Consider the following 22771-nt stretch of genomic DNA (forward strand, 5'->3'; position numbering starts at 1 on the left):
TTTGGGGGCGATTTGACCGGGGCGGGTGATAACGTTTGCCCCGGCGGCTATCCATTTAAAAACTGTTTACCCGCCTATGGTAGTGGATGGCGAACGAGGTAAATTGGATAATAAAGACGATGACGACAGGATGCCCAATGACCGGTAGGCAGAAGATTTATGTAATGGGGGCTTCCTGCTCTGGTGTTTCTACGCTCGGGCTGGCTTTGTCGCATTATTTTGGCATTCCACAAATCGATGTTGATGATTTCTACTGGATGCCAACGGACCCTCCGTTCAGTGTCAAGCGTCCACCCGAGGACCGCGTGCGCTTGATTGCCGACCAGCAAAGCAGGGCGGAGGGGTGGGTCTTGACCGGTTCGTTTATCGGATGGGGAGACGCCCTGATCCGTGATGTTGATCTTATTGTTTTCCTTTATACGCCGGGGGCTGTGCGGCTTCAGCGCCTTGATCAGCGCGAGGCGGCCCGTCACGGCAATCGTATTCTGCCGGGCGGAGACATGCACGAAGCACATCTGGCCTTTCGGGATTGGGCATCCCGTTATGATGATCCGCTATTTACCGGACGAAACCTGGCCCAGCATGAACGCTGGCTAAGGGCGCAAACCGCGCCGGTCCTGCGACTGCAAGGTGAAAAACCAACAACAGAGCTGATAGGCGCGGTTGTCGCCGCGCTTTAGCCCCAGGTTAATCTTGCCTGCATCCTTCCTGTAGCAGGAGCCAAGGGTATTGGAACGTCATTGCTGTGTCCAGGCGGCAGGCAGCATATCGCGCAACGCGTGGCGGATGATGGTGGCGAGGTGTGTGCAAATCGGGTTTTTCGCTTTGTCGCCTTGTAAAAGCGCAAGGCCAAGTGTGGGCACGGCAGGCAGGCCATGATCGGCGGGCTCTAGCGCCTGTATGCTGGCGGGATGACCAAAAGGGGTACGCAGCGCGATGCCAAGGCCTGCTGCGGTTGCCGCCCACAGGCCGCCCAGGCTGGGGCTGACAAAGGCGATCCGCCAGGGGATGCCATGCTGGTCAAGCTGTTGGCAGGCAAGGGTGCGCAGCAGGCATGGGGCTTCCAGCGTTGCCAGCGGCAAGGGGGCGGTTTGGCCGGGATGCCACAGGGGGGATTGTTCTTCAGTTGTCGGGCCAAGCCAGCATAGGGGCAGGGATGCGATTTTATCCTGCTGTGTTGCCGTGCCGTCATCCCAGGCCAGGGCCAGGTCAAGCTGGCCGGAGGCGATTTTTTCCCGGAGTTCGGTGTTGCGGGCAATGCGGCCTTCGATGCGCACGCGCGGATGGGCGCGGGCAAAGCGGCCCAGCACCTGAGGCAACACGGTTTCGCCGAAATCCTCCTGAATACCCAGGCGCACCCAGCCTTCAAGTTCGGGGCTTTTAAGGGCGCTGACGGCTTCGTCATTCAGGTTTAATAAACGCCGGGCATAGGACAAAAGCAATTCGCCATTGTCGGTCAGGGCCAACCCGCGCCCGGCACGGCGCACCAGTTCGCTGCCGGTTTGTTCTTCGAGTTTTTTAAGATGGGCACTGATGGCAGATGTGGACCGCCCCAACCGGTCGGCGGCCAGCATGAACGACCCGGCATCAATGCCGGTCACAAAACTGCGCAGGGCAGCCATATCAAGGTTGGTCAGGCGCATCGTATTGATCCTGAAAAACAGGAATATAGATCCTGAATTATCCGATTTTCAGGATGATTGTGCGGCTTCATACTGCCTCTGTCAATCACATTTGATGGAGCCATAAATGCCCTTTACCCGCATTTCCCTGCTTGCCGGCAAGTCCCCGGAATATCTTGCCGCCGTAAGCGATAGCCTTGACCGCGCCCTGGTTGCGTGTTTCGAGGTCCCGGAGAATGACCGCTTTGTCGCGATCCATCAGCACCAGCCCGGCGAGTTGATTTTTGATCGCAGCTATTGCGGTGGGCCACGGTCCGATGATTATATTTTCTTTCACATCACGACGGGTATGGCCCGCTCAGCGGGAACCAAGGCCGCCTTTTATCAAAGGCTGGCAGATAATCTGGCGGTGTCCCCCGGTGTCCGGCCCGAGGACGTGATGGTTGCGATTGTGAATGCGACCTTTGATGACTGGTTCTTTTCAGCGGGTGTTATGGCCTCGACATTTGGCGGGCGCGGTTAATGGGCAGTATTTTCGATATGCAGCAAAGCTGCCCGCAAACCATGCGTGTTTTAAGGGATGGCGCGGGGACGTCGCCGGTACCCGAAGGTATTTCCAGCGGCGCATTCACGGTGCAAATGCTGTTGTCAAGCCGCACGGAAGGCGAGATGACGGCGATGCGTGCCTTTGTCCCGCCTGGCATTGTGACCCATTGGCACAGCCATCCGCGAGGGCAGCTTTTGTTTGTGCTTGACGGTGTCGGGCGAGTGCAGCGGGCACGGGATAACGCGGATGATGATGGAGCCGAAGGGGATGACGTCGTTGAGCTGCATGCGGGTGATGCTGTGTGGTTCGCCCCGAATGAACGCCACTGGCACGGGGCTGCAGCCGACAGTTCCTTTGAATATCTGAGTGTTCAGCCGGTCAAGGACGGCTCGGCCGTTGCGTGGTTTGAACCCGTTAAGCAGGAAAGTTTGGTAAAATGATCGCGATGCAATACAGCTTCACGCTGCCCTCTGACTATGACATGGACATCATTGACCGGCGTATTCGCGATAAAGGCCCGTTGCTGGATGGTTTTCCGCGCTTGCGCTTCAAGGCTTATCTGGCAGCACGCAAGCAGGATGAAGGTTTTGCCAGCAGCGAAAACCTTTATGCACCGTTTTATCTGTGGGATGCGCCCGAAGGCATTGATGACTTCCTTTCTGGCCCTGGTTTTGCGGCTGTGAGTGGCGATTTTGGCTGGCCATCGGTACAGACCTGGATGGTTTGGCATAGCGATATTGCAGCCAATATTGGGACGGCAAAATTTGCCACCCGCACTATTCGCGCCGTTCCCCCGCATAGTGACCTTGCCGCCCTGCGGGCAGCATCGATTGCGAAGGCAAAGTCCGCCTCAAAGGCGGGTGCGCTGGTTGCCTTTACTGGCTTTGATCCTACCGGATGGCGGCAAGTTAAATTTTGCCTGTGGCCGAGATTACCAGAATTTACCGCCGGTGTTGATGCAGGTCAGACTTACACTGTGGGTCACGTTTCATTGCCAGCATCGTCTTAAGGAATAAGAACGACGCAGCGGCGGAAGCTTCTTCCTGTGCTGTAAATGATCATCAGATACGAAAAAGACCCGGTACGGTAGCGCGGGTCTTTTTTATCGGTGGTGGGATGCCCAGATAAAAAACATGATTGCGTGGAATCTATGCCGACAGCTCGGCAGTAACGGAGGAAAGTGGTGCTATTTTAGCGCGATGAATGACCTGAGATTTCCCTAAAAAATCCCGATTTTCCGGGGTTTTTCTGCGGAGTCTGTGGCAAAAGTGCCGTGGATCATGTCACTTTTGCAAAAGATTTAATACTTGGCTGTTTTTCCGCAGCATTAGGGTTGTCGCGACGCGCGCTTTTGTGAAATATGTTTTTAAAGTGAATGGGTGTAATCTTCTTTACAGGATCGATTATACTTATGAGGGGGCGCTTCGTTTGAAGCGGACTGATCGACAGGCAGAATGAAGAGACAGCAAAATCTGCAACAAGGCCAGAGCGGGGCGTCCGGTAGTCTTTCGGGGAAGCCGGACCCGTTATCATCTTTGCCAAAGACATTTGAAGCGCGTGGGGTTAGAACACCTTTTACAACGCGCCCGTTAAGATTTGCGCGCGTGGTGCGTGATCCTTACAACAAGCTGGTTATCAATTTGCCGGGCCTGTCAGGCGGGCTTGGCACCTATGAAATGCCGCTTGAAACCATGCGCCAGATTTTTCACCTGTCGGTGCATGACCGGATGTTGTTTGAGGAACTGGCACCGGTTTCCAAACCCAACCCGGCAATACTGCGCCGTATTTCGCGCAACATCGCCCGTACCGGTGTGGGGGGTGTCAAGCTGTCACGCGAGGCGGCCCGTCTTGATGCCCTGGAAAAAGCCAGCCGCGATACCGGACAGTTAACACTGGTGTATCAGGCCCTGCGCAAGCTGGGGGGCGATGATGTGCAGGACATGCAAATGGCCGATCTCGCAACACTTGAGGGGCAGAAACGTGCGCGTGCCGCGCTGAACGCCTTTGCCCGCGATGCCGGGGCGGCAAACCAGTCGGTAATTGATAGCCTGGAAGAATGGAGCATTCTGACTGCGCCGGTGGGCCTGGCTGCCGATGGATGTGCCGGTCCCCTGCGGGACCTGGTAAGTGGCTTGCGCAAGTTGTCAAACGAACTGGAAGAATGGTCGACCTCCGAAATGTCGAACATGCGCTTTATGGCTGCCCATGTGGTGAATGGGGCCGGGGCGACCTATGATCATGCCGTGCGCTGGCTGCGGATCATTGACCGCTGGAGCAATGACATGGGGGCTGTTTTGCTCAATTGGCCGAAGGCGCAAAAAGAGATTGAGAACAGCATAGACCGTTTGTGGTGGTTGCTTGATGGTTGGGAAGAACTGATAGCCCGTTGGCAGGCCGCCCGCCACGTTAACCGGACAGAGCAGCGCGATGCGCTTGAAGAATTGGCGAGTTTCTCGCCGATTATTCCGATCAATGAATTGGAGCCAGAGGAATATCAGTTCTGGACGGACATTCGGGTTAATCAGGTGATGTGGGCGGCTGAAGTGCGTAAACTGGGATCGGGGGATATGGATTCCGAAATGGTGACGCGGCTGGAGCGTTTCCGGGAGGGGAGGCAATGACCGTCGCTGCGGAAACAGGGCCATCGATCCATCAGCTAGAACAGCTTTTTGATTCATTAAGCACCGCCGAAATTACCAAATTTACCCGGGCCATTGAAAGCGACCGTAACGCGCCGCGCCTGCCTTTGCCCCATGATCAGATTTTGCAAATTTTGCGCCCCCGGCTGGCATCGCTTAAACCGGAACGGTATCCGACACCGATGCGGCAGTTTTGCACCCCGTTCGAGGATTTGCTGCAATCTGATATGCCGTCGGAAACCAGCATTCGTATCAGTCGGATATCGCTCGCACCGATTTGGAAGGTGGTCTGCGACAGTGCGTCTGATGCGTTTCACAAGGCCTGCAAAGACCTTGAGGCGGCTGCCGAGATTAACCATCGCGAAAATATTTACCGCGCTGAACGCATATTGTGGGCTGAGGCCGCCGCGTGCATTGAACAGCAAATCGCCATTTCCGAGCAGGGCGTAAAACAGGAGCGTGCCCTGGCAACGCGGTTGGGCTCGCGCGTGCATCTTAAGCCGCTGGCCGCCATCGCACGCATTTTGCGGGTGGCAGAGCCGGTGACGGAAATGCGGTTGCGTTTCCCCTCGGCCCCGATCCGTAGTTTAAGCAATTCCGACCTGGTATGGTTGCGTGAAAAGTTCCTGGAGGTTTCGCACGAAAAACCGGGTTACGAGACAGATTTCATGTCCGCCGTGCTGGCCCGGCTGCTGCGCCCAAGCGAGCTTTTCAAGGTGATCCGTGTGCTGTCAAGCAAGGCCGATGACCGGTCGCTGGGGAGCACGAACCTTGCCAGTGCCGGTGATATGGTGATTGATATGCTGGCCGAAATTGTCACCAAGATCGAGGACGGTATTCGCCAGGGCAACGACGAACAGCAGATTTTGCAATTGGCACGCTGGTATGCGTCGGAATTTGTGCGCATTACCCGCGAATTGCACATTCGCAAGGATGGCCCGTGGGGCGAACGGTTATTGGGAACGCGCCGCCGTGTGAGTCAGGCGATTGCCAATACCATGTTTGGGGCCAGCCCCGAACGTGTGACCGAGGCCCTGCCCCAGCCACCCCAGGGGCCTGCCGGGCGGGGTGCGTCAGCAGCGGCACCGTTATTTGCCTTGCCCTTTGATGGCGATAAGGTGCTGGCGGCTGAAAAGGCGGCCGAAGCCATCGCCGAGATGGCAAGTATTGCCCATATTCTGGCCGCCCAAAGCTCCGCCACCAAGGCGGTGGTCGAGATCAAGAAAAAGCTCAACCAGGTGGGACGTGCCGGGGTGGACAGCATGGCAAAGCTGGGGATGCCTGATTATGAGAACGCCCAAAGCCACTTGATGGCGATTGTGCGTTTGCTGGAGATTATTGATGGCCCCGAAGATGCCGACCTGTTGCGACGCCGGGGCATGTCGGCCTTGCGCGCGATTGAAGAGCGCGGGTAGGCAGGCACGTAGGCACGCAGGAACGCTGTTTAAGGCCGCGTGTCAGGTTCCGGGGTTTTCGGTGCGGCTGTGGTCGGCCAGCCATTTCATGAAGGCGCGAATTTTCGGGGTACGCACCCGGTTTTGCGGGCAGGTGGCAAAATAATGATAGGGGCTGGCGCGCGGGGGGCCAAACGGCGCAATGATGCGCCCGCTGGCGATTTCATCGCCAATGGCAAAGGTTGGCAACAGGGCCACCCCCAGCCCGGCAATGGCCGCCTGCATGGCCATTGTGAAATGTTCAAATTTCGGGCCGTTTTCGCCGTCAATACCGTCCAGATGGGCCGCCTTTAGCCAGTCGCGCCAGCCATTGGGGCGGGTTGCAATATGCAGCAGGGAAAACTGGCGCAAATCATCGGGTTTTGGATCGTGGTCCATATCGGCAATCAGGCGCGGACTGCAAATGGGTACCATGTTTTCGCCTTCCAGGCGGCGGGCTTCCAGGCCGTTCCAGTCGCCACTGCCAAACAGAACAGCAATATCGATCTGTTCGCGGTCAAAATCGGGCATGCCAATGCGCGAAATGAAATTGATGACGATATCGGGGTGGCGGGCGCGAAAATCGGGCAAGTATGGAATCAGCCGACGACTGCCAAAGGTGGGTGGGGCGGCAATGGTCAACACACCGCCATCACTGCCGCCCGAAAGCAGTTTCAGCGTGGCGGTTTCCAACTGGTCCAGGGCGGGGCGAATGGCCTGCAGGTAGTCTTCACCTTCTGGCGTTAAGCTCAGTCTTTGCTTTTTTCGCATAAACAACTTGCAGTCAAGCCAGCTTTCGAGCCCCTGAAGCTGCCGACTGACGGCACTTTGGGTCAGGTAAAGTTCCTCGGCGGCGCGCGAAACACTGCCATATCGGGCGACCTGCTCAAAGCAGGCCAGAGCCTTGGTTTCAGGAATGCGCCGCGCCATTGTGAATACTCTGCCTATGGAAGTTCATGATTTTTTTGCATCAAGCAGAACAGATTTATCATTTGCGAAAGCGGCTGCCAATGCCTAGCCTGAAGTCATCATTCAAAGAGTTTCGGAAATGCCGCCGTCTCGCCCACGGGGCCAACCGCCCGTAGCGGCATTTCCGATTTCGCATATTATAAGGAAAAGCACATGGCAGGCCGCGCACATTTTCACTGGGAAGATCCGCTGGGGATTGATGCCCAGTTAAGCGAAGAAGAACGCATGATCCGCGATGCAGCGCATGATTATTGCCAGGAACGGCTGATGCCCCGTGTGCTGGAAGCCAACCGCCATGAAATATTCCATCGCGAAATCATGAGTGAAATGGGTGAACTGGGCCTGCTGGGTCCGACCATCCCCGAGGAATATGGCGGACCGGGTGTGAACCATGTCGCCTATGGCCTGGTGGCGCGCGAAGTGGAACGGGTGGATAGTGGCTATCGCTCGGCCATGTCGGTGCAAAGCTCGCTGGTGATGCACCCGATTTATGCCTATGGCAGCGAAGAACAGCGCAAAAAATATCTGCCAAAACTGGCAACGGGCGAATGGGTGGGCTGCTTTGGCCTGACGGAACCGGATCATGGCTCTGACCCCGGCAGCATGAAAACCCGAGCCCGCAAGGCCGATGGCGGCTTTGTCCTGAGCGGTTCCAAAATGTGGATCACCAACAGCCCGATTGCCGATGTGTTCATTGTCTGGGGCAAGGATGACGAGGGGGTTATTCGCGGTTTCATCCTTGAAAAAGGCATGGAAGGCTTAAGCGCGCCCAAGATTGAAGGCAAGTTTTCGCTGCGTGCCTCCATCACCGGTGAGATCGTGATGGATAATGTGTTTGTGCCTGCCGAAAATATGTTGCCCAATGCCAAGGGCCTTGGCGGTCCGTTTGGCTGCCTGAACAAGGCCCGTTACGGCATTGCCTGGGGCTCGATCGGGGCGGCGGAATTCTGCTGGCATGCGGCGCGTCAATATACCCTGGATCGTATCCAGTTTGGTCGTCCGCTGGCGGCAAACCAGTTGATCCAGTTGAAACTCGCCAATATGCAAACTGAAATTGCCCTGGGCCTGCAAGGGGCGTTGCAACTGGGCCGGATGCTGGATGCCGGCATGGCCGCCCCGGAATCCATTTCGCTGATGAAGCGTAATAACTGTGGCAAGTCGCTGGATATCGCCCGTGTGTCGCGTGACATGCACGGCGGTAACGGTATTGCCGATGAATATCACGTTATTCGCCATGTGATGAACCTGGAAGCGGTCAATACCTATGAAGGCACGCATGATGTGCATGCCCTGATTTTGGGCCGTGCTCAAACCGGCATTCAGGCCTTCACTGCCTGACCATAATGCTAAACGGGTTGCTTGCTGGTTTGGTGGGCAACCCGTTTTTGCTTTTACGGCATATATGCCGTTTATTTTCCGCCTGAAATCCCCTTTTAAAGGATAAATTAGCATGACCGGTGCCTTGAGCGGTATTCGTGTTCTCGATCTGTCGCGTGTTTTGGCCGGGCCGTGGGCCAGCCAAACGCTGGCGGACCTTGGGGCCGAAGTGATCAAGATCGAACGACCGGGCAATGGCGATGATACACGCGGCTGGGGCCCGCCTTATGCGCGCGATGAAGCCGGAAATGATACCTCCGAAGCGGCCTATTATCTGTCGGCCAATCGCGGCAAAAAATCGCTGACAATTGATATGACCACGACCGAAGGCCAGCAGGTTATTCGCGACCTTGCGGCGAAATCCGATGTGGTGATTGAAAATTTCAAGGTTGGCGGGCTGGCAAAATACGGGCTGGATTACGCCTCGCTTAAGGCGGTGAATGACCGGCTGGTTTATTGTTCCATCACCGGCTTTGGTCAGGATGGCCCTTATGCCAAACGGGCGGGCTATGATTTCATGATCCAGGCGATGGGCGGGTTGATGAGCCTGACCGGTGCGCCCGACCATGAACCGGGTGGTCAGCCCATGAAGGTGGGCGTGGCGGTGGCCGATATTTTCACTGGTCTTTATGCGACCATCGGTATTTTGGCTGCCCTTCGCCATCGTGATGAAACCGGCGTGGGGCAATATATCGACCTTGCCCTGCTCGATGTGCAAACCGCCATTCTTGCCAATCAGGCGATGAATTACCTGACCACGGGCAAGGCTCCGGGCCGCCTTGGCAATGCACATCCCAATATTGTGCCTTACGAAGCTTTTCCGACGGCGGATGGTTACATCATCCTGGCTGTGGGCAATGACAGCCAGTTTGCAAGTTTTTGCAAGGTCGCGGGGATGGAAGATGCCAGTTCAGATGCCCGCTTTGCCACCAACCGTGCGCGTGTTGCCAATCGGACCGATCTGGTCCCCATGGTGCGCCAGGCGATGGTGCAAAAAACCACCGATGACTGGATTGCCATTCTGGAAAAGGCCAATGTGCCTTGTGGGCCGATCAATACGCTGGACCGGGTTTTTGAAAACCCGCAGGTCAAACATCGTGGCACGGTGAAATATCTGGATCATCCGCTGGCGGGCAAGGTGCCGACGGTTGCCAACCCGCTTAAGCTGTCGCAAACACCGATTTGTGATGAAACCGCCCCGCCCATGTTGGGGCAGCATAGCGAAGCCATTTTGCGCGAAATCGGTGGGCTGGATGATGTCCAGATCGAAAGGTTGCGTGCTGCTGGCGTGATATAATCCGCCGTGTTGTTTAACCCAATTGCCGCATGTCAGGCAGGCCCGGTTGCAGATGCAAGGCGGGCCTGTTTGCGTTTGTGGCGCCATTGCTGCCCATACGTGCCAAAAACCGCGACGATAATAAGGCTGCCACCCAAAACGGTGTGTCCTGTCGGGATTTCATGGAAAAACAGGACGCCCCAAATCGGCGCCAGCGGTGTTTCCAGCGCACTCAGCAAGGCGGTTTCCGCCGGGGGGAGATGTCTGGCCCCGGTTGAAAGAAGAATAAAAGCAACGGCAAAACACAGCCCGAAACCTGCCAGAATGACCATCTCGTTTGGGGCGATGCTGGTCGTGGTTCCTAGGCCAGCGGCAATCGGGCTCAGCAGCAGGGCGGAGACGGCACCGGGCAGGGTGCTGGGCGTATCGGGCCAGCGCCGGTAAATGACGGTTATGCCCGCCATCACCAATGTCATCCAGCCAGCAAGAAGCTTACCCCACAAATCCCCCTTGCTGGGCAAACCGCCGAAAATCACCGCCACCCCGACAAGGGCGGCAAAGCTGCCCAGCAGGATCGTTGCTGTGGGACGTTCGCGTAAAAACAGCCAGCCAAACAGGGCGGCTACAAAGGGGGCAGCGGCGTAAATCATCGCGACATTGGCAATGGTGGTCAGTTTAAAGGCCTGAATAAATGCAGCCGTACCGCTTGCCATCAGCAGGGTTGCCAAAATGGCCGGAGTATGAAAACGGCGTATTTCACGGGTGAGTTCGCCGCGCAGGGCCAGCAAAATAATCGCCACAACCGCCGCAACCAGCCCGCGCCATAAAATGATGCTCCAGGCATCGGCATCGACACCCTTGGTAAAAACCCCCATTGTGCTGAACATGACAGCCGACAGGCAAACCAGTTGAAAACCGGGGCCGGACGGCGAAGTTGATTTGGGCACTGGCATCGACATGGCATTTCCCTTGTTTGGATATGCCATGTCGTAGCACAGCCCTGCTGACAGCACTCTGTCAGCAGGGACGGAGTAACGCTCGGGGCCCGCGTAAGGCAATGCCTTATCCTTTTGTTTTAGGTGCGCTCAAACAGTTCTTTCTTTTCTGGAGTAGTACCTATGATGTCGGAATAATAGGCCCGGATACAGTTGCCGCCAGCGCTTTGGTTCAGGTCGCTCCCGACATGGCCATACCCCTCAATGACCGGCGGATGCTTTTGTGGTGTGGCTTTTGTTTTGATGTCAGTGTGTTTGGTACCCGTTTTGTGGGGGTTACGAAAGCCGGACGCCATGATCAAAGTCTTTTGATTATTGTCATCGATCTGTCCCAACCCGTTTTCATGCCAAGATGCGCTGTCATTGTAGGCACGATTTTTATCGGTGTTGCATGGAGTTGATTTTTGCATCTATAAGTTGTGTTGCGAGAAATTCCGAGCAGTGGCGGGGAAAATTTTTGCGTCGCGATTGGTCGTGACCGGCGCGTATCTCTCTTTTTATTTTAAATATCTTATAAACCGTAAGATTAGGAAAAGCGGTTCGGGGTTGTGCGTTGCAACGTCCCCTGTCAATGTGACCCTAGCGAGGACGCCGGATTGAGAGGAACCCGTATGGTATTGCGAAAATACGCTTTTCTGATCAAGGCAAGTGGATATCCGCCCGCCGGTTTACGAACAACTCTTCCCGGAGACGGCTTCACGTCGACAATATTTGCCAGTGGCGACATCGATGCCCTGGTGGCCGAGGCAATGGCGATGGTGGCCGAGGGCATACAGCTGATCGAGTTGGCTGGTGGCTTTAGCGATGAAGATTATGCTCGCCTGCAAGAAGCCATTGGCGAAACTGTCCCTGTTGGCCGGGTGATTTTTGATGACGAAAATGCCGCAAGGTTAAAACCGGGATGGCGCAAATAGCGATCGTCTTCTCAATGCAGTTGGTCAGGCAGATTTGCGCCCCTGCCACGGTTGGAGGCGGACGGTGCCAGTACTGTGATACAGGCTACGGACACGGGCACGGGCACGGGTGCGATGGCGGGCATTGTTGCCAACGGTGAATGAAACTATCTGATCAGGCGAGGAAAGCAGGATGAAAATCGCGGTTATGGGGGCCGGTGCCGTTGGCTGTTATTACGGGGCAAAACTGGCGCAGCACGGACATGACGTCGTTTTAATCGGCCGCCCGAACCATGTGCAGGCGATTAATAAAAACGGGCTTGTTTTTGAAAGTGCGGGTGCTGTTGCAAAAGTTCCGCTTGCCGCCAGTATTGATCCGGCCGCCGTGGCTGGGGCGGATATTGTTCTGTTTTGCGTAAAATCGACCGATACCGAAAGTGCCGGGGCGGCAATCGCGCCACATTTGGCATCCGATGCCATTGTGTTGAGCCTTCAGAACGGGGTGGATAATGCAGAACGTCTTTCGGGTGTGATCGGGCGCGGAGTGCTTCCTGCTGTCGTGTATGTCGCGGTGGGGATGGCTGGTGACGGGCATGTTGCCCATTTTGGCCGGGGTGAACTGGTGATTGGGCCGGGCGCACAAAGTGAGCGGATTGCCGATACCTTTGGTCCGGCGGGCATTCCGGTGGAGATTTCCGAAAATGCCGCCGGGGCGCTGTGGGCCAAGATGATTTTAAATTGTGCTTATAATGCGCTTTCCGCCATTTCGCGGTTGCCTTATGGCGAACTGGCCAAAGGCGAGGGTGTGATGACGGTGATTGAAAATGTGGTCGCAGAATGCCTGGCGGTTGCCGGGCGCATTGGCGTATCGGTACCTGGCGATATTCAGGCTGCGGTTGCCGGTATTATCAAAACCATGCCCGCGCAATATTCCTCAACCGCGCAGGATCTGATGCGGGGAAAACCCAGCGAAATCGATTACCTGAATGGCTATATCGTGCGCAAGGGGGGCGCGTTTGGCGTGCCGACACCGGCCAATCAGGTGCTTTATACTCTTGTGAAGCTTCTGGAGCAGCGCGCGCAGCACGAGGCCAGGGCCTGAGGTTTTATTTGCCGTTTGGGGGCTGGTTTTCCCCTTCGCAAGGAGGGGCTTGTGCGGGGTGGGGGATAGTTCCTGATCCTTGGGTGTAGGGGATTGTAACTGGACGAGTCGCAGTGTTTTCGGTACAGATAATTTAGAAATTAAATAAAATTGTGCACATGAAGGCGCAATATTGGGGCATTTATCATAACGCAGGATGACCACAGGTAGGGGGCATCTATGACAAACGGAAATTATGCCGTTAATTTCTGGCAAAACGCTCCGGTAGGGAGGTTGTCGGAAACGGTGCGCAAGGCGGGCTTTGGGGCACGTCACGGACGTGCGGCCTGTATTGTTTTTATCGACCAGTCTTTGGCAAATATTGACGCCATTATCTGGCGGTATGCTGGTATTGCCGAAATTTTCATGATTGGGACTGCGCAAGATGGCATTGCCTTGATGGGCAAGGTTTTGACGCAACGCGAAAATATCCAGACGGTGCATGTGTTTGCGCGTGCCTGTCATGATGGCATGGTCCTGGGTGCGTCGATGCTCGATGTTGCATGTCTGCGCCGGCAGTCTGAACAGTTTCGCCGGTGGCGCGATGGCTTGGCGAACGACGCCTTTTTCTTCTTTCATGGCTGTGCCGTCACAGATTTGGCCTTTGATCAGGTGTTGGCAGCAACGCTTGAGGCGTTTACCGGCGCTTTGGTAAATGTGGGCAAGGACCGCCCACGTATGATGCGTGCTTCGTCTTTGGCCGAGATCAATGAGACGAGGGAAACAGCGGATTATTCTGATCCCCTATCCCGGAGCGAGCGGCGCACCGGTATGGACCGCCGGGTCACAGAACGGCGGCGAGGCTGATATCGGATAGATTCATGCCCTTCTTCATATAAATGATGTTTCGCGGCGCGACGCCTCTGCCTTTGTCGGCAAGCTGTCCGCGCCAGACTGGCAGGGATATGGCCGCTCGGGGGAGGTTGAGCCATATCCTGCCAGTCACAAAACCGGAGGCCCGTGCGGTGGCCTCCGGTTTTTTGTTGAAATAGGATATGGATTATAGTTTCCGAATTAAAATTTTCCGGCTTCCTTGAGCTTTAATGCACGCATACTAAGCGAAATTTTTGTTCGAAAAGGTCTTAACCCCGCTCCAACACAAAACATGATCAGGCCTGCTATTAGGTATCTTGGCGACAAGTTATCGAGATATAAAAATTTTTCGTAAACAAGAAAGGTCCAGTCAATGCGCATATTCCGCAGCCGGTAATTCCAACTCGGTCAATTGTATTGATGGCTTTGGGGTGATCTATCTTCAGAACTTTCTCAGATCCCTGGTCGCTAGGCGTGTAATTTATATTCCCATCTTTTTCTTTTTTGAAATTTTTTTGGAAGGCTTTTTCGGGGGGCATGTGAAAATGACCAATCAGGTGTATTTGACGTATATAAACCCAATTGATTAGCACGGGCTTTGGTGCTGCCGTTTAATGCTTGCTGTGTCATGTCCCAATCAACCGTTTGTCGGTTTGTATTGTGCCGAGTCGGGAATTTACACCCGATATTATACAACTTATAATAAATTCCGGATGCACAAGGGCAATTATGTTGTCGTCTAGGGTGTGGGTAGGGGCCTAATCTAAAGAACAGGAATATTGAAATAATTGTACGAATTTGGCAGGGCGAGAGAACGTATAGTATCGCTATGCTGTGAAACTTGTTATTGTGAACGTTCTTATAGGTAATAAGAGCACATTTTCGGGCATGGTCCCGAAGCGTCAGTATTGCGGATTCTCAGGAGGAGGAAATGCGTACGGTCAATGATATGCACCCCGCCCGCAGACAGGGTGAGGTGAATTATCGGGGGCCTTATCAGCCACAACTGGATATCAGTCCGGGCCGCAGAAGCGGTGAGCCGAACCATCGCGCATGGAAAAAATTCCAGGTGTTAAATTTGGTTTCCGGGGCAGATTCTCCACCGTCTGATGCCCTGTCGCAGATGACTGCGCATTTGTCCGAAGTGACTGGACGCTTGCCCGCGCGGGCGTCTGTTGCTGATTTGACCTCTCTTTCCGGGGAAAATCAGTCTGCCGTGTTGTCGAGCGAACAGGCTGCGGCCATGATACAGGCCCTGAGCGAAGGCCTGTCATCCCTTCAAAATGTGATGGAGGCATTGCCCGATCTGGTGAAGCTGTTGCGCCTTTTAGCAGAGCGGGAGATGTCTGATTCTGCTGCGAAGGGCAAAAAGCATCCTTATAATCGACGTGCTAGCGACCGTGAAAAGGTGCCCCGGGAAGATCGGGAATGGTCGATTGATGATGCAGTCCACATTCATAATCTGTGTTCGGAAACCCGGCGGACCGGGCGGAGCCTGTCGCAGGCAACATCGCGATATCTGAACCGTCTTCGCGCCGAAGAGGACGATATTCTGCTGCCAGGTGATCGGTTTGGACGGGATTTTGACTAACCTTTGTGCGCTTTAAATGTCAGGCTGTTCCTTGGCCGATTTGCCCGATCATCCTGTCAAAATGATAAAGCGCGCTTTATGCGGCTCACAAGCGGCATAAGCCTGTTTGAACGGCCCTTCCGGGGTCGTTTTTGTATTTGGGGCGGTGGTCTGGCATGTTTTGGTTGTGTGTGGGGCAAGTGATTTTGCGTCTGATGGTTTTACAAAACCCGGCAATTTGTGGGCCTTGCGATTATTGGGCGGTATTAAAATAGGTGCCCGGCGTTTTGCCGGTTGCCTTGCGAAACATGGCAATGAAGGCCGATGTGTTTTCGTAGCCCAGATCCAGAGCAATTTCCGTGACCGGGCGGTGATGGGCGAGTTTTTCGAGCGCATAGAGCAGCCGTAGTTTTTGTCGCCATTCGCGAAAGGGCATGCCGGTTTCGCGCAAGAACAGCCGCGCCAATGTGCGCGAGGATGCCCCGCAATCGCGCGACCATGCTTCAAGGGTGCGATTATCGGCCGGGTCGGATTGCAGATGGTGGCAAATGCGGGCAAGCCTTGCATCCTTGGGGGCGGGTAGGTGCAGGTTGCTGCTATGGACCTGCGCAGCAAGCTGATCAAGCAGCACCTGGATCAGGCGGCCTTCGACGCCCTGTTCGTCATATTCAACGGGAATTTGTGCCGCAGCGCGGATCAGTTCGCGCAAAAGCGGGCTGACTTCAATCACCATGCACTGATTGCTTAATTTGGCCGGGACATCGCGGTCGATATAAACATGGCGTGCCCGGCAAAAGGTGGCATGGGCCACCGCGTGATCGACGCCCGGTGGCACCCAAACTGCGCGTTGCGGCGGTACAACCCATATGCCGGCTTCGGTCGTGACCGTCATGGTGCCTTCGCTGGAATAGATAAGCTGGTACCAGTCGTGATGGTGCATGCCTACACAGCGCCCGGCCGGAAAATCACAAATTCGCACATAAACCGGGCGCGGCAATTTATCCGGGCGCGGGCGGGGTGGGGGTGAATTTTCGGGTTTTAACATGGAAATATGTCCTGTTTGCCGTATTCAATGGCAGATTACCGTGAGACAGACGGACGGGACAAGTTTAATTTGGAAGCAATCCAGACAACTCCCGGGTTCCCCGGATGAATTCGTATTGATGCGGGTTCATGAACATTCAGGAAACGGTCTTATGCCCACCCCTTATCCTGCCCCGCGCCCGACGCATAACGCCGAGGCGCATAACCCGACAGAGCCGGATGCCCATGCACCCGATTATTTGGCAAGTACCGCCCCGGACCAGACGGCTTTTGCCAAAGAAGGGGCCGCCGGACCAACCGGTTGGCGCAATAACCCTGAAGTGCTGCTGATCCTGATGGCGGCGGCCATGCCGCTGTCCTTTTCGACCTGGATGGCGCTTTTGAATAATTTTTCCGTCGAAATGGCCGATTTTACTGGCCGGGAAATTGGCATTTTGCAGTCTTTGCGGGAAATTCCCGGCTTTTTGGCCTTTACCGCCATTTTTGCGCTGCTGATTTTCCGCGAGCAAACCTTTGCCATCCTGTCGCTGATGGTGTTGGGGCTGGGCGTTGCCATTAGCGGCTATTTCCCCACCGTGATCGGCCTTTATTGCACCACGGTCCTGATGTCGATTGGCTTTCATTATTTTGAAACCATGCAACAGGCGCTGTCCCTGCAATGGGTGGCAAAGGACCGGGCGGCAATGGTGATGGGCCGTCAGCTGTCGGCAAAGTCCATTGCGTCATTGCTGATGTTTGGCGGCGTTTGGGTGATGATGGAAATTTTCGCCATGCCCTATCGTGGGGTGTATGTGGCGGGCGGGGCGCTGACCATTATCGGTGCGGTTATTGCCTGGATGGTGTTTCCCAAATTCAAGGATGCCCATCCGCAAACCCGCAAGCTGGTTTTACGCCGCCGTTACTGGCTGTATTACGCGCTAACCTTTATGGCCGGAGCACGGCGCCAGATTTTTACCGTGTTTGCCGGTTTTCTGATGGTGGAAAAGTTTGGTTATGATGTCGGAACCATCACCATTCTTTACCTGCTAAACCATGCCATTAATATGGTGCTGGCCCCCAAAATTGGCCGTCTGATTGGCAAATGGGGCGAACGACGCGCGCTGGTAGTGGAATATTGCGGGCTGTTCATCGTTTTCACTTCTTATGCCTTTGTGCAAAATGCCCACATTGCCGCCGGGCTTTATGTGATTGACCATATGTTCTTTGCGATGGCGATTGCGATGAAAACCTATTTCCAGAAAATCGCCGATCCGGGTGATATTTCCTCAACCGCCGGGGTCAGCTTTACCATCAACCATATTGCGGCGGTGTTTTTGCCCGCAGCCTTTGGGTTGTTGTGGCTGGTCTCGCCCAGTGCGGTCTTTTTAACCGGGGCGGTGCTGGCGCTGGGGTCGTTGATTCTGTCGTTAAACGTGCCCCATGATCCGCGACCGGGTAACGAGGTGGTTGTTGGCGGTACGGATTCTGCAGTATCCGTCGGGCAGGCAGCCCGGTAATTTTACCTAAGTTCCTCACGCTGTTGGATTTTATGGCGTGAACATTCAAACCTAAAAAACGCCTGTTCTGCTGGATGGGCGTTTTTGTTTGCGTGATCGCTGCGATTTTCGCAAAATCTTCAAATCCTGACCAGACAATCAGAAATACATTGGTCACACAGATCACCATTTTTCAGGGATGCACTTTATGACTTTCTACCGTCCGTTGGCCTGCGCGATCATGGGCCTGTCCGTAAGTCTGATGGCGGGCACCGCCCTTGCCGACAGCGCCGTGTCGCTGCGTATTCTTGAAACCACCGACATTCACTCGCACCTTGTCAATTACGATTATTATCGGGATGCCGCGTCGCAAACGGTGGGGCTTGCCAAGGACGCCACCCTGATTAAAAAGGCGCGGGAAGAAGCTGATAACAGCATCCTGATTGATAATGGCGATCTTATTCAGGGCAACCCGCTGGGCGATTATATGGCCAAGCGTCATGGCCTGAAGAAAGGCGAGGTTCATCCGGTTTATAAAGCCATGAACCTGATGGATTACGATGTGGGCAATGTTGGCAATCATGAATTCAATTACGGGCTGGAATTTTTGGGTAACGCCATTGCCGGGGCGAAATTCCCCTATGTGAATGCCAATATTTTTGTCGATGATGGCGATAATAACCCGGATAACGACAAACCCTATTTTACGCCCTATCAGCTTTTGAAACGCGAGCTGGTGGATAAGGATGGCAAAAAACATCCCATCACCATTGGCGTTATCGGCTTTGCCCCGCCCCAGATCATGCAGTGGGACAAGGCCAACCTAGAAGGTCATGTTATTACCAAAGACATTGTCGATATGGCCGAAAAATATGTCCCGGAAATGCGCCAAAAGGGCGCGGACCTGGTGATTGCCGTGCCTCATTCGGGCATGAGCACCCAGACCCGCCACGGCATGGAAGAAAATGCCACCTATTACCTGTCCAAGGTTAAGGGCATTGATGCCATTCTGTTTGGTCATGCCCACGAAGTTTTCCCGTCAGAAAAATTTGCCGATATTGAAGGTGTTGACCTGACCAAAGGCACCATTAACGGGGTTCCTGCCGTGATGCCCGGCTTTTGGGGCAGCCATGTTGGCGTGATTGATTTAAGCCTGAATGTAAAGGATGACGGTACCTGGCAGGTGACAAATTCCCTGTCGGAGGCCGAGCCGATTTATCATCGCGAAGGGCGCGATATTGTGCCGCTGGTCGATGCCGACCCGGAAATTCTAAAGGCGGTGGAAACCGAGCATAAGGCAACGATTGATTATATGCGCGAAGGGGTAGGGACGAGTGAGTCTGCCATTAACAGCTTCTTTGCCCTGGTGGCGGATGATCCCTCGATCCAGATCGTGACCAATGCCCAGAAATGGTATTTGAAAAAGATCTTGGCCGGGACCGAATATGACGGCTTGCCGATCCTCTCGGCCGGGGCGCCGTTCAAGGCTGGCGGGCGCGGCGGGCCGGATTATTATACCGATATTCCGGCAGGCAAAATCGCCCTGAAAAACGTGGCGGACCTGTATATTTACCCCAATACCGTGCGCGCCGTGCTGTTGACCGGTGATCAGGTGCGTGAATGGCTGGAAATGTCGGCCGGGCAATTTAACCAGATCGATCCGAACAGTGATCAGGAACAGATGCTGATCAATCAGGATTTCCCGACCTATAATTTCGATGTCATCGATGGCGTAACCTATGAAATCGATGTGACGCAACCCGCCCGCTATAACAAGGATGGCGCGGTTGTGAACCCGAATGCCCATCGTATCGTCAATTTGCAGTTTGACGGTAAACCGATTGAGGGCGACCAGAAATTTGTTGTTGCGACCAATAATTACCGGGCCAGTGGCGGCGGCCATTTCCCGGGGCTGGATGGTTCGACCATCATTGTTGATGCGCCCGATGAAAACCGCACCGTACTGGCAAATTACATCATGGAAGAAAAAACCATCGACCCCAAAGCCGATGACAACTGGCGCCTGGCCCCGATGGGCAATGCCAGCAAGGTAACGTTTGTCACCAGCCCCAAGGCATCAAATGCGGTCAATGCGCCGACCAATATCAGCTATGTCGGTGAAACCCCCGAAGGTTTTGCCCAATATGTGCTGACAACTTTGAAATAAACGCGATTGTTTCCTGATCGTCGTCGTTTTCTGGCAAACCCCGCTATGGCGGGGTTTTGTCGTTTCGGCAAGGTTGATAGCACGAAAAAAGCCGCCCCGAAGGACGGCCTTTTCGATTTTTTCAACAGGGGCGCATGATCAACGTTTGTTGTTCGGGCCACCATGATTGGGGTTGCGCGGGTTATCTTCACGCGGGCTTTTGCCATTCAGGTAGGCCGCAGCGCAATGTTCATCGCAATAGGGTTTGCCGGGGATGATTTTTTTGCCGCAGAAATGGAAATCATCGTCACCGGGGTCGCCAAACGGCCAGCGGCACATGCCCGGTCCAAGGTCGTAAATGCTGATGCCTTTCGACAGAACCTTGGGCGCTGGGGCCTTTTTGGTTTCTGATTCTTCAGCACGACGCTGGATCGGCGACGGACGTTTGGGCAGGCCCAGGCGGTGCGCCTTGCCGACAACGGCGTTTTTGCCCACACCCAGCTCTTCACCGATGCGTGCCGTGGTCCAACCCTGATTCCAGAGCGAAGTCAGCAATTCAATCTTTTCCGGTGTCCAGCTCATGTCGAGTATATTCCGTGTTCCGATGTTTGGGATAAACCCAGCTTTATTGCGTAAAATCAATTAGGGATAAAGAGGTATCCGCTAAAGTCGCGCGGCGCAAGGGGCGAAGCCAACGGGCTGCCCGTTCAGGGTGCGCGAAACGTGGAGGGCAATTTGCATGTTGCGCCGTCAAAGTAAAGAGGTGATCGCATTTTGACGTGGTTTTTCATTTCCATTGTTGCATTTTTGGCAGGCCATATATTGCCGGGCCTGTTCCGTCGTCAGCTTGTTGCTGCTTTGGGAACCTCTCTTTATCTGTTCGCTTTTTCGGCAATTTCAATAGGCCTGCTGGTTTGGGTGATCGCGGCAGAATTAAATGCCGATTATATCGCCCTTTGGCCCTATGACCCGCGCAGCCATTGGGTTCCGCTGGTGGCGATGTTGCCGGTCTGCTGGCTTTGGGTGGCTGCCCTGCGACAGCCCTGCCCGTTGTCGATTGGCCGGGCAAAGGGCTATGATCCTGCCCATCCCGGCATTAACCGCTTTACCCGTCATCCCCTGTTACTGGGTGTGTTCATTTGGGGAACAGCGCATTTGTTTCCCAATGGGCATTTGGCCGCCGCAATATTTTTTGGTGGCAGTGCGCTTTTTGCCCTGTTGGGCATGGGGCGTATGGAAAAAATGCGCCTTCGCCAGCTTGGTGCGGCGGAATTTGACCGCCTGTCAGCAGGGACTCGGCGGTTTTACGTGCCTGGATTGTTAAAAGGGGCGCTGGACTGGCGCGACGTATTGGGCGGGATCATATTATATGGCGTGATCCTGGCGTTGCATCCGCTGGTGCTGGGGCGCGACCCGCTGGCATTTTGAATCTTTCAATTTTTAAGATGCCGGGGTTTTGCGATGCTTGCTCCGGGGTGGGCAGGTTGTGATAAGATGTGACGTTCCAATCGCAACCAGGCTGTTATTTACTGGTTCCGAGTTTACCGGCGGCTTCTCTGCCGGGTTATTTTGCGAGGTGCCATGACCTCTAGTGAACTTGCCTCCATGTTGTCGCGCTTTGCTGAAATAGAAGGCCGACATCCCCGCATTCTGGTCGCAGCGGCCTCCCGCGATGAAGAAAAACAGCTTAAAGCCGTGGCAACCCTGTTTGCCGATGGCGGTTTTGATGTTGATATTGCCCCGGCCCAGTCCACCGAGGTGTCGATTGCCCGACAGGTGGTGGATTGTGATGCCGATATTCTGGCCCTGATCCGCCTGAAGGCGGAAGGAGACGACCGCGTCCGTGTGGCGGACCTTATTTCCTCGCTCGATGCGCAAGGGGCGCAATATGTGCAGTTTGGTATTGTGGGCCACCCGGACGACCCCGCGCGGGACAATGTGGATTTTGTTTTTGACATTGACCATTTTGCCACCGGCGACATCGGGGCGCTGATGCAGTTTTTATTGCTGGTGGAAGAAAGCCGAATGTCGCCAGCATCGCTGACGCCGCGTTAGATCGTTTTATATCGGCACGGCCATAAAGGTCCGTGATTTTTTGCCGCCTTTGCGGCATGATATTGATCCGGGAGGCGCAAGAGAGCGCGCAATCCGCCCTGTTTTGTCGGGGCATGAATCCCGGTTGTCGTCAGGTAGATGTGCGAAGGGAAGTTTAATGGGTATGCTTAAAGAAACGCTGTTGCGCGTTTTTGTTGGCAAAAGCGGGCGCGAGGCGTTACGCGCCTATCAGGATGCGCAGGCCTTGCCGGTGGACCCGCTGGATGCGCGCCCGCCTGCAAATGGCCCGCAAAATACGGCCAACCGGGCCGCAGCCAGTGCCGCCTATGGTGGCGGGGCCGGGACGATGCCGCGGGTGCAAACCCCGGCCCAGCAGGCAGAGCAGGCCCGCCAGACGCGCCGTATTGCCGACCGCGCCATTGCCCATGAAGCCACCGGCATGAGCACCGAAGAAGCCCGCGCCCTGGCGCTGGCCGAAACCCTGACCGAGGCGCAAAACCCCTCTTCCGAAGTTCTGGGGGCGTTAAAACAGGCTGATGATAAGTTGGGGCAGGAAAAAGGCCGCCAGGCCAAGGCCGGATCTGCCCCGGGGCGTGAAAAGCTGATTTTGGAGGCGTTAAGCACCATGCGCCAAAAACAGGCCGACCTGGATGCCCTGGACCCCGATGCCCGCATGAAACTGACCCTGATGGCGTTAAGCGCCTTTGGCATGGATGGCAAGGACAAGGCCGGGCATTAAGTTTGGCAACTGTGTCGATGTTGGCGCGTAGAAAAAA

At 55.0% G+C, this 22771-nt stretch carries 23 protein-coding genes; 17 read left to right on the plus strand and 6 right to left on the minus strand.

Annotated features, from left to right (window positions below):
• Positions 1 to 137 precede the first annotated feature (137 nt).
• Positions 138 to 680: an ATP-binding protein gene (locus LF95_RS13770; RefSeq protein WP_073955612.1), complete on the plus strand. Its 543-nt coding sequence runs from the start codon at positions 138 to 140 to the stop codon at positions 678 to 680.
• 57 nt (positions 681 to 737) lie between these two features.
• Here the strand turns inward: LF95_RS13770 and LF95_RS13775 are convergent, their stop codons facing one another.
• Positions 738 to 1643: a LysR substrate-binding domain-containing protein gene (locus LF95_RS13775; RefSeq protein WP_073955613.1), complete on the minus strand. Its 906-nt coding sequence runs from the start codon at positions 1641 to 1643 to the stop codon at positions 738 to 740.
• A 106-nt stretch (positions 1644 to 1749) separates the two neighbouring features.
• Between LF95_RS13775 and LF95_RS13780 the strand changes: the two genes are divergently transcribed.
• From LF95_RS13780 to LF95_RS13800, 5 genes are all read left to right on the plus strand, one after another.
• A complete protein-coding gene (locus tag LF95_RS13780) occupies positions 1750 to 2145 on the plus strand; it encodes a tautomerase family protein (protein WP_073955614.1) in 396 nt (131 codons plus the stop codon).
• Positions 2145 to 2609 (plus strand): cupin domain-containing protein, encoded by a 465-nt coding sequence (locus LF95_RS13785; protein WP_073955615.1) that lies wholly within the window; start codon positions 2145 to 2147, stop codon positions 2607 to 2609. The genes LF95_RS13780 and LF95_RS13785 overlap by 1 nt, the downstream gene beginning before the upstream one ends.
• Complete coding sequence (locus LF95_RS13790; protein WP_073955616.1) at positions 2606 to 3178, plus strand: DUF4865 family protein; 573 nt, start codon at positions 2606 to 2608, stop codon at positions 3176 to 3178. The genes LF95_RS13785 and LF95_RS13790 overlap by 4 nt, the downstream gene beginning before the upstream one ends.
• A gap of 595 nt (positions 3179 to 3773) precedes the next feature.
• Positions 3774 to 4790: a hypothetical protein gene (locus LF95_RS13795; RefSeq protein WP_252509766.1), complete on the plus strand. Its 1017-nt coding sequence runs from the start codon at positions 3774 to 3776 to the stop codon at positions 4788 to 4790.
• A complete protein-coding gene (locus LF95_RS13800) occupies positions 4787 to 6223 on the plus strand; it encodes a hypothetical protein (protein WP_073955618.1) in 1437 nt (478 codons plus the stop codon). The genes LF95_RS13795 and LF95_RS13800 overlap by 4 nt, the downstream gene beginning before the upstream one ends.
• Before the next feature lie 42 nt (positions 6224 to 6265).
• Here the strand turns inward: LF95_RS13800 and gcvA are convergent, their stop codons facing one another.
• The gene (gene gcvA / locus LF95_RS13805) at positions 6266 to 7171 is read right to left on the minus strand and encodes a transcriptional regulator GcvA (protein WP_073955619.1); all 906 of its coding nucleotides are present in this window, start codon (positions 7169 to 7171) and stop codon (positions 6266 to 6268) included.
• 192 nt (positions 7172 to 7363) lie between these two features.
• Between gcvA and LF95_RS13810 the strand changes: the two genes are divergently transcribed.
• Positions 7364 to 8548 (plus strand): acyl-CoA dehydrogenase, encoded by a 1185-nt coding sequence (locus LF95_RS13810; protein ID WP_073955620.1) that lies wholly within the window; start codon positions 7364 to 7366, stop codon positions 8546 to 8548.
• Positions 8549 to 8660: 112 nt separating this feature from the next.
• Positions 8661 to 9884 carry a CaiB/BaiF CoA transferase family protein gene (locus LF95_RS13815; RefSeq protein WP_073955621.1) on the plus strand — a complete coding sequence of 408 codons (1224 nt, stop codon included), beginning with the start codon at positions 8661 to 8663 and terminating at the stop codon, positions 9882 to 9884.
• 32 nt (positions 9885 to 9916) lie between these two features.
• Here LF95_RS13815 and LF95_RS13820 read toward each other — a convergent pair whose 3' ends face one another.
• Together LF95_RS13820 and LF95_RS13825 are read right to left on the minus strand one after the other, a co-directional pair.
• Positions 9917 to 10822, minus strand: coding sequence for a DMT family transporter (locus tag LF95_RS13820; RefSeq protein ID WP_168173706.1), 906 nt, complete (start codon positions 10820 to 10822; stop codon positions 9917 to 9919).
• Positions 10823 to 10938: 116 nt separating this feature from the next.
• Entirely contained in the window at positions 10939 to 11268 is a 330-nt protein-coding gene (locus LF95_RS13825; protein WP_073955622.1) for a hypothetical protein, read from the minus strand.
• A gap of 201 nt (positions 11269 to 11469) precedes the next feature.
• Between LF95_RS13825 and LF95_RS13830 the strand changes: the two genes are divergently transcribed.
• The 4 genes from LF95_RS13830 to LF95_RS13850 all read left to right on the plus strand — a co-directional run bounded on the left by LF95_RS13830 (position 11470) and on the right by LF95_RS13850 (position 15296).
• On the plus strand, positions 11470 to 11772 hold the full coding sequence (locus tag LF95_RS13830; RefSeq protein WP_073955623.1) for a DUF6506 family protein: 303 nt from the start codon (positions 11470 to 11472) through the stop codon (positions 11770 to 11772).
• 172 nt (positions 11773 to 11944) lie between these two features.
• On the plus strand, positions 11945 to 12853 hold the full coding sequence (locus LF95_RS13835; RefSeq protein WP_073955624.1) for a ketopantoate reductase family protein: 909 nt from the start codon (positions 11945 to 11947) through the stop codon (positions 12851 to 12853).
• Between the two features lie 219 nt (positions 12854 to 13072).
• On the plus strand, positions 13073 to 13699 hold the full coding sequence (locus LF95_RS13840) for a DUF4347 domain-containing protein (RefSeq protein WP_073955625.1): 627 nt from the start codon (positions 13073 to 13075) through the stop codon (positions 13697 to 13699).
• 937 nt (positions 13700 to 14636) lie between these two features.
• Positions 14637 to 15296, plus strand: a complete 660-nt coding sequence (locus LF95_RS13850) for a hypothetical protein (RefSeq protein WP_073955627.1) — start codon at positions 14637 to 14639, stop codon at positions 15294 to 15296.
• 232 nt (positions 15297 to 15528) lie between these two features.
• On the opposite strand, the gene LF95_RS13855 is transcribed toward LF95_RS13850, so the two are convergent.
• Positions 15529 to 16320 carry an AraC family transcriptional regulator gene (locus tag LF95_RS13855; protein WP_073955628.1) on the minus strand — a complete coding sequence of 264 codons (792 nt, stop codon included), beginning with the start codon at positions 16318 to 16320 and terminating at the stop codon, positions 15529 to 15531.
• A 151-nt stretch (positions 16321 to 16471) separates the two neighbouring features.
• On the opposite strand from LF95_RS13855, the gene LF95_RS13860 reads away from it, so the two are divergent.
• On the plus strand, positions 16472 to 17815 hold the full coding sequence (locus tag LF95_RS13860; protein ID WP_143182044.1) for an MFS transporter: 1344 nt from the start codon (positions 16472 to 16474) through the stop codon (positions 17813 to 17815).
• Positions 17816 to 18002: 187 nt separating this feature from the next.
• Positions 18003 to 19961, plus strand: coding sequence for a bifunctional 2',3'-cyclic-nucleotide 2'-phosphodiesterase/3'-nucleotidase (locus LF95_RS13865; RefSeq protein WP_083607685.1), 1959 nt, complete (start codon positions 18003 to 18005; stop codon positions 19959 to 19961).
• A gap of 138 nt (positions 19962 to 20099) precedes the next feature.
• Here the strand turns inward: LF95_RS13865 and LF95_RS13870 are convergent, their stop codons facing one another.
• On the minus strand, positions 20100 to 20522 hold the full coding sequence (locus tag LF95_RS13870) for a GcrA family cell cycle regulator (RefSeq protein ID WP_073955630.1): 423 nt from the start codon (positions 20520 to 20522) through the stop codon (positions 20100 to 20102).
• A gap of 192 nt (positions 20523 to 20714) precedes the next feature.
• Between LF95_RS13870 and LF95_RS13875 the strand changes: the two genes are divergently transcribed.
• From LF95_RS13875 to LF95_RS13885, 3 genes are all read left to right on the plus strand, one after another.
• Positions 20715 to 21368, plus strand: a complete 654-nt coding sequence (locus tag LF95_RS13875) for an NnrU family protein (RefSeq protein WP_073955631.1) — start codon at positions 20715 to 20717, stop codon at positions 21366 to 21368.
• A 153-nt stretch (positions 21369 to 21521) separates the two neighbouring features.
• On the plus strand, positions 21522 to 21995 hold the full coding sequence (locus LF95_RS13880; RefSeq protein WP_073955632.1) for a methylmalonyl-CoA mutase: 474 nt from the start codon (positions 21522 to 21524) through the stop codon (positions 21993 to 21995).
• A gap of 157 nt (positions 21996 to 22152) precedes the next feature.
• Positions 22153 to 22734: a hypothetical protein gene (locus LF95_RS13885; RefSeq protein ID WP_073955633.1), complete on the plus strand. Its 582-nt coding sequence runs from the start codon at positions 22153 to 22155 to the stop codon at positions 22732 to 22734.
• Positions 22735 to 22771: the final 37 nt, after the last annotated feature.

Origin of the sequence: Thalassospira sp. TSL5-1 (assembly GCF_001907695.1) — a bacterium.
Classification (GTDB): domain Bacteria; phylum Pseudomonadota; class Alphaproteobacteria; order Rhodospirillales; family Thalassospiraceae; genus Thalassospira.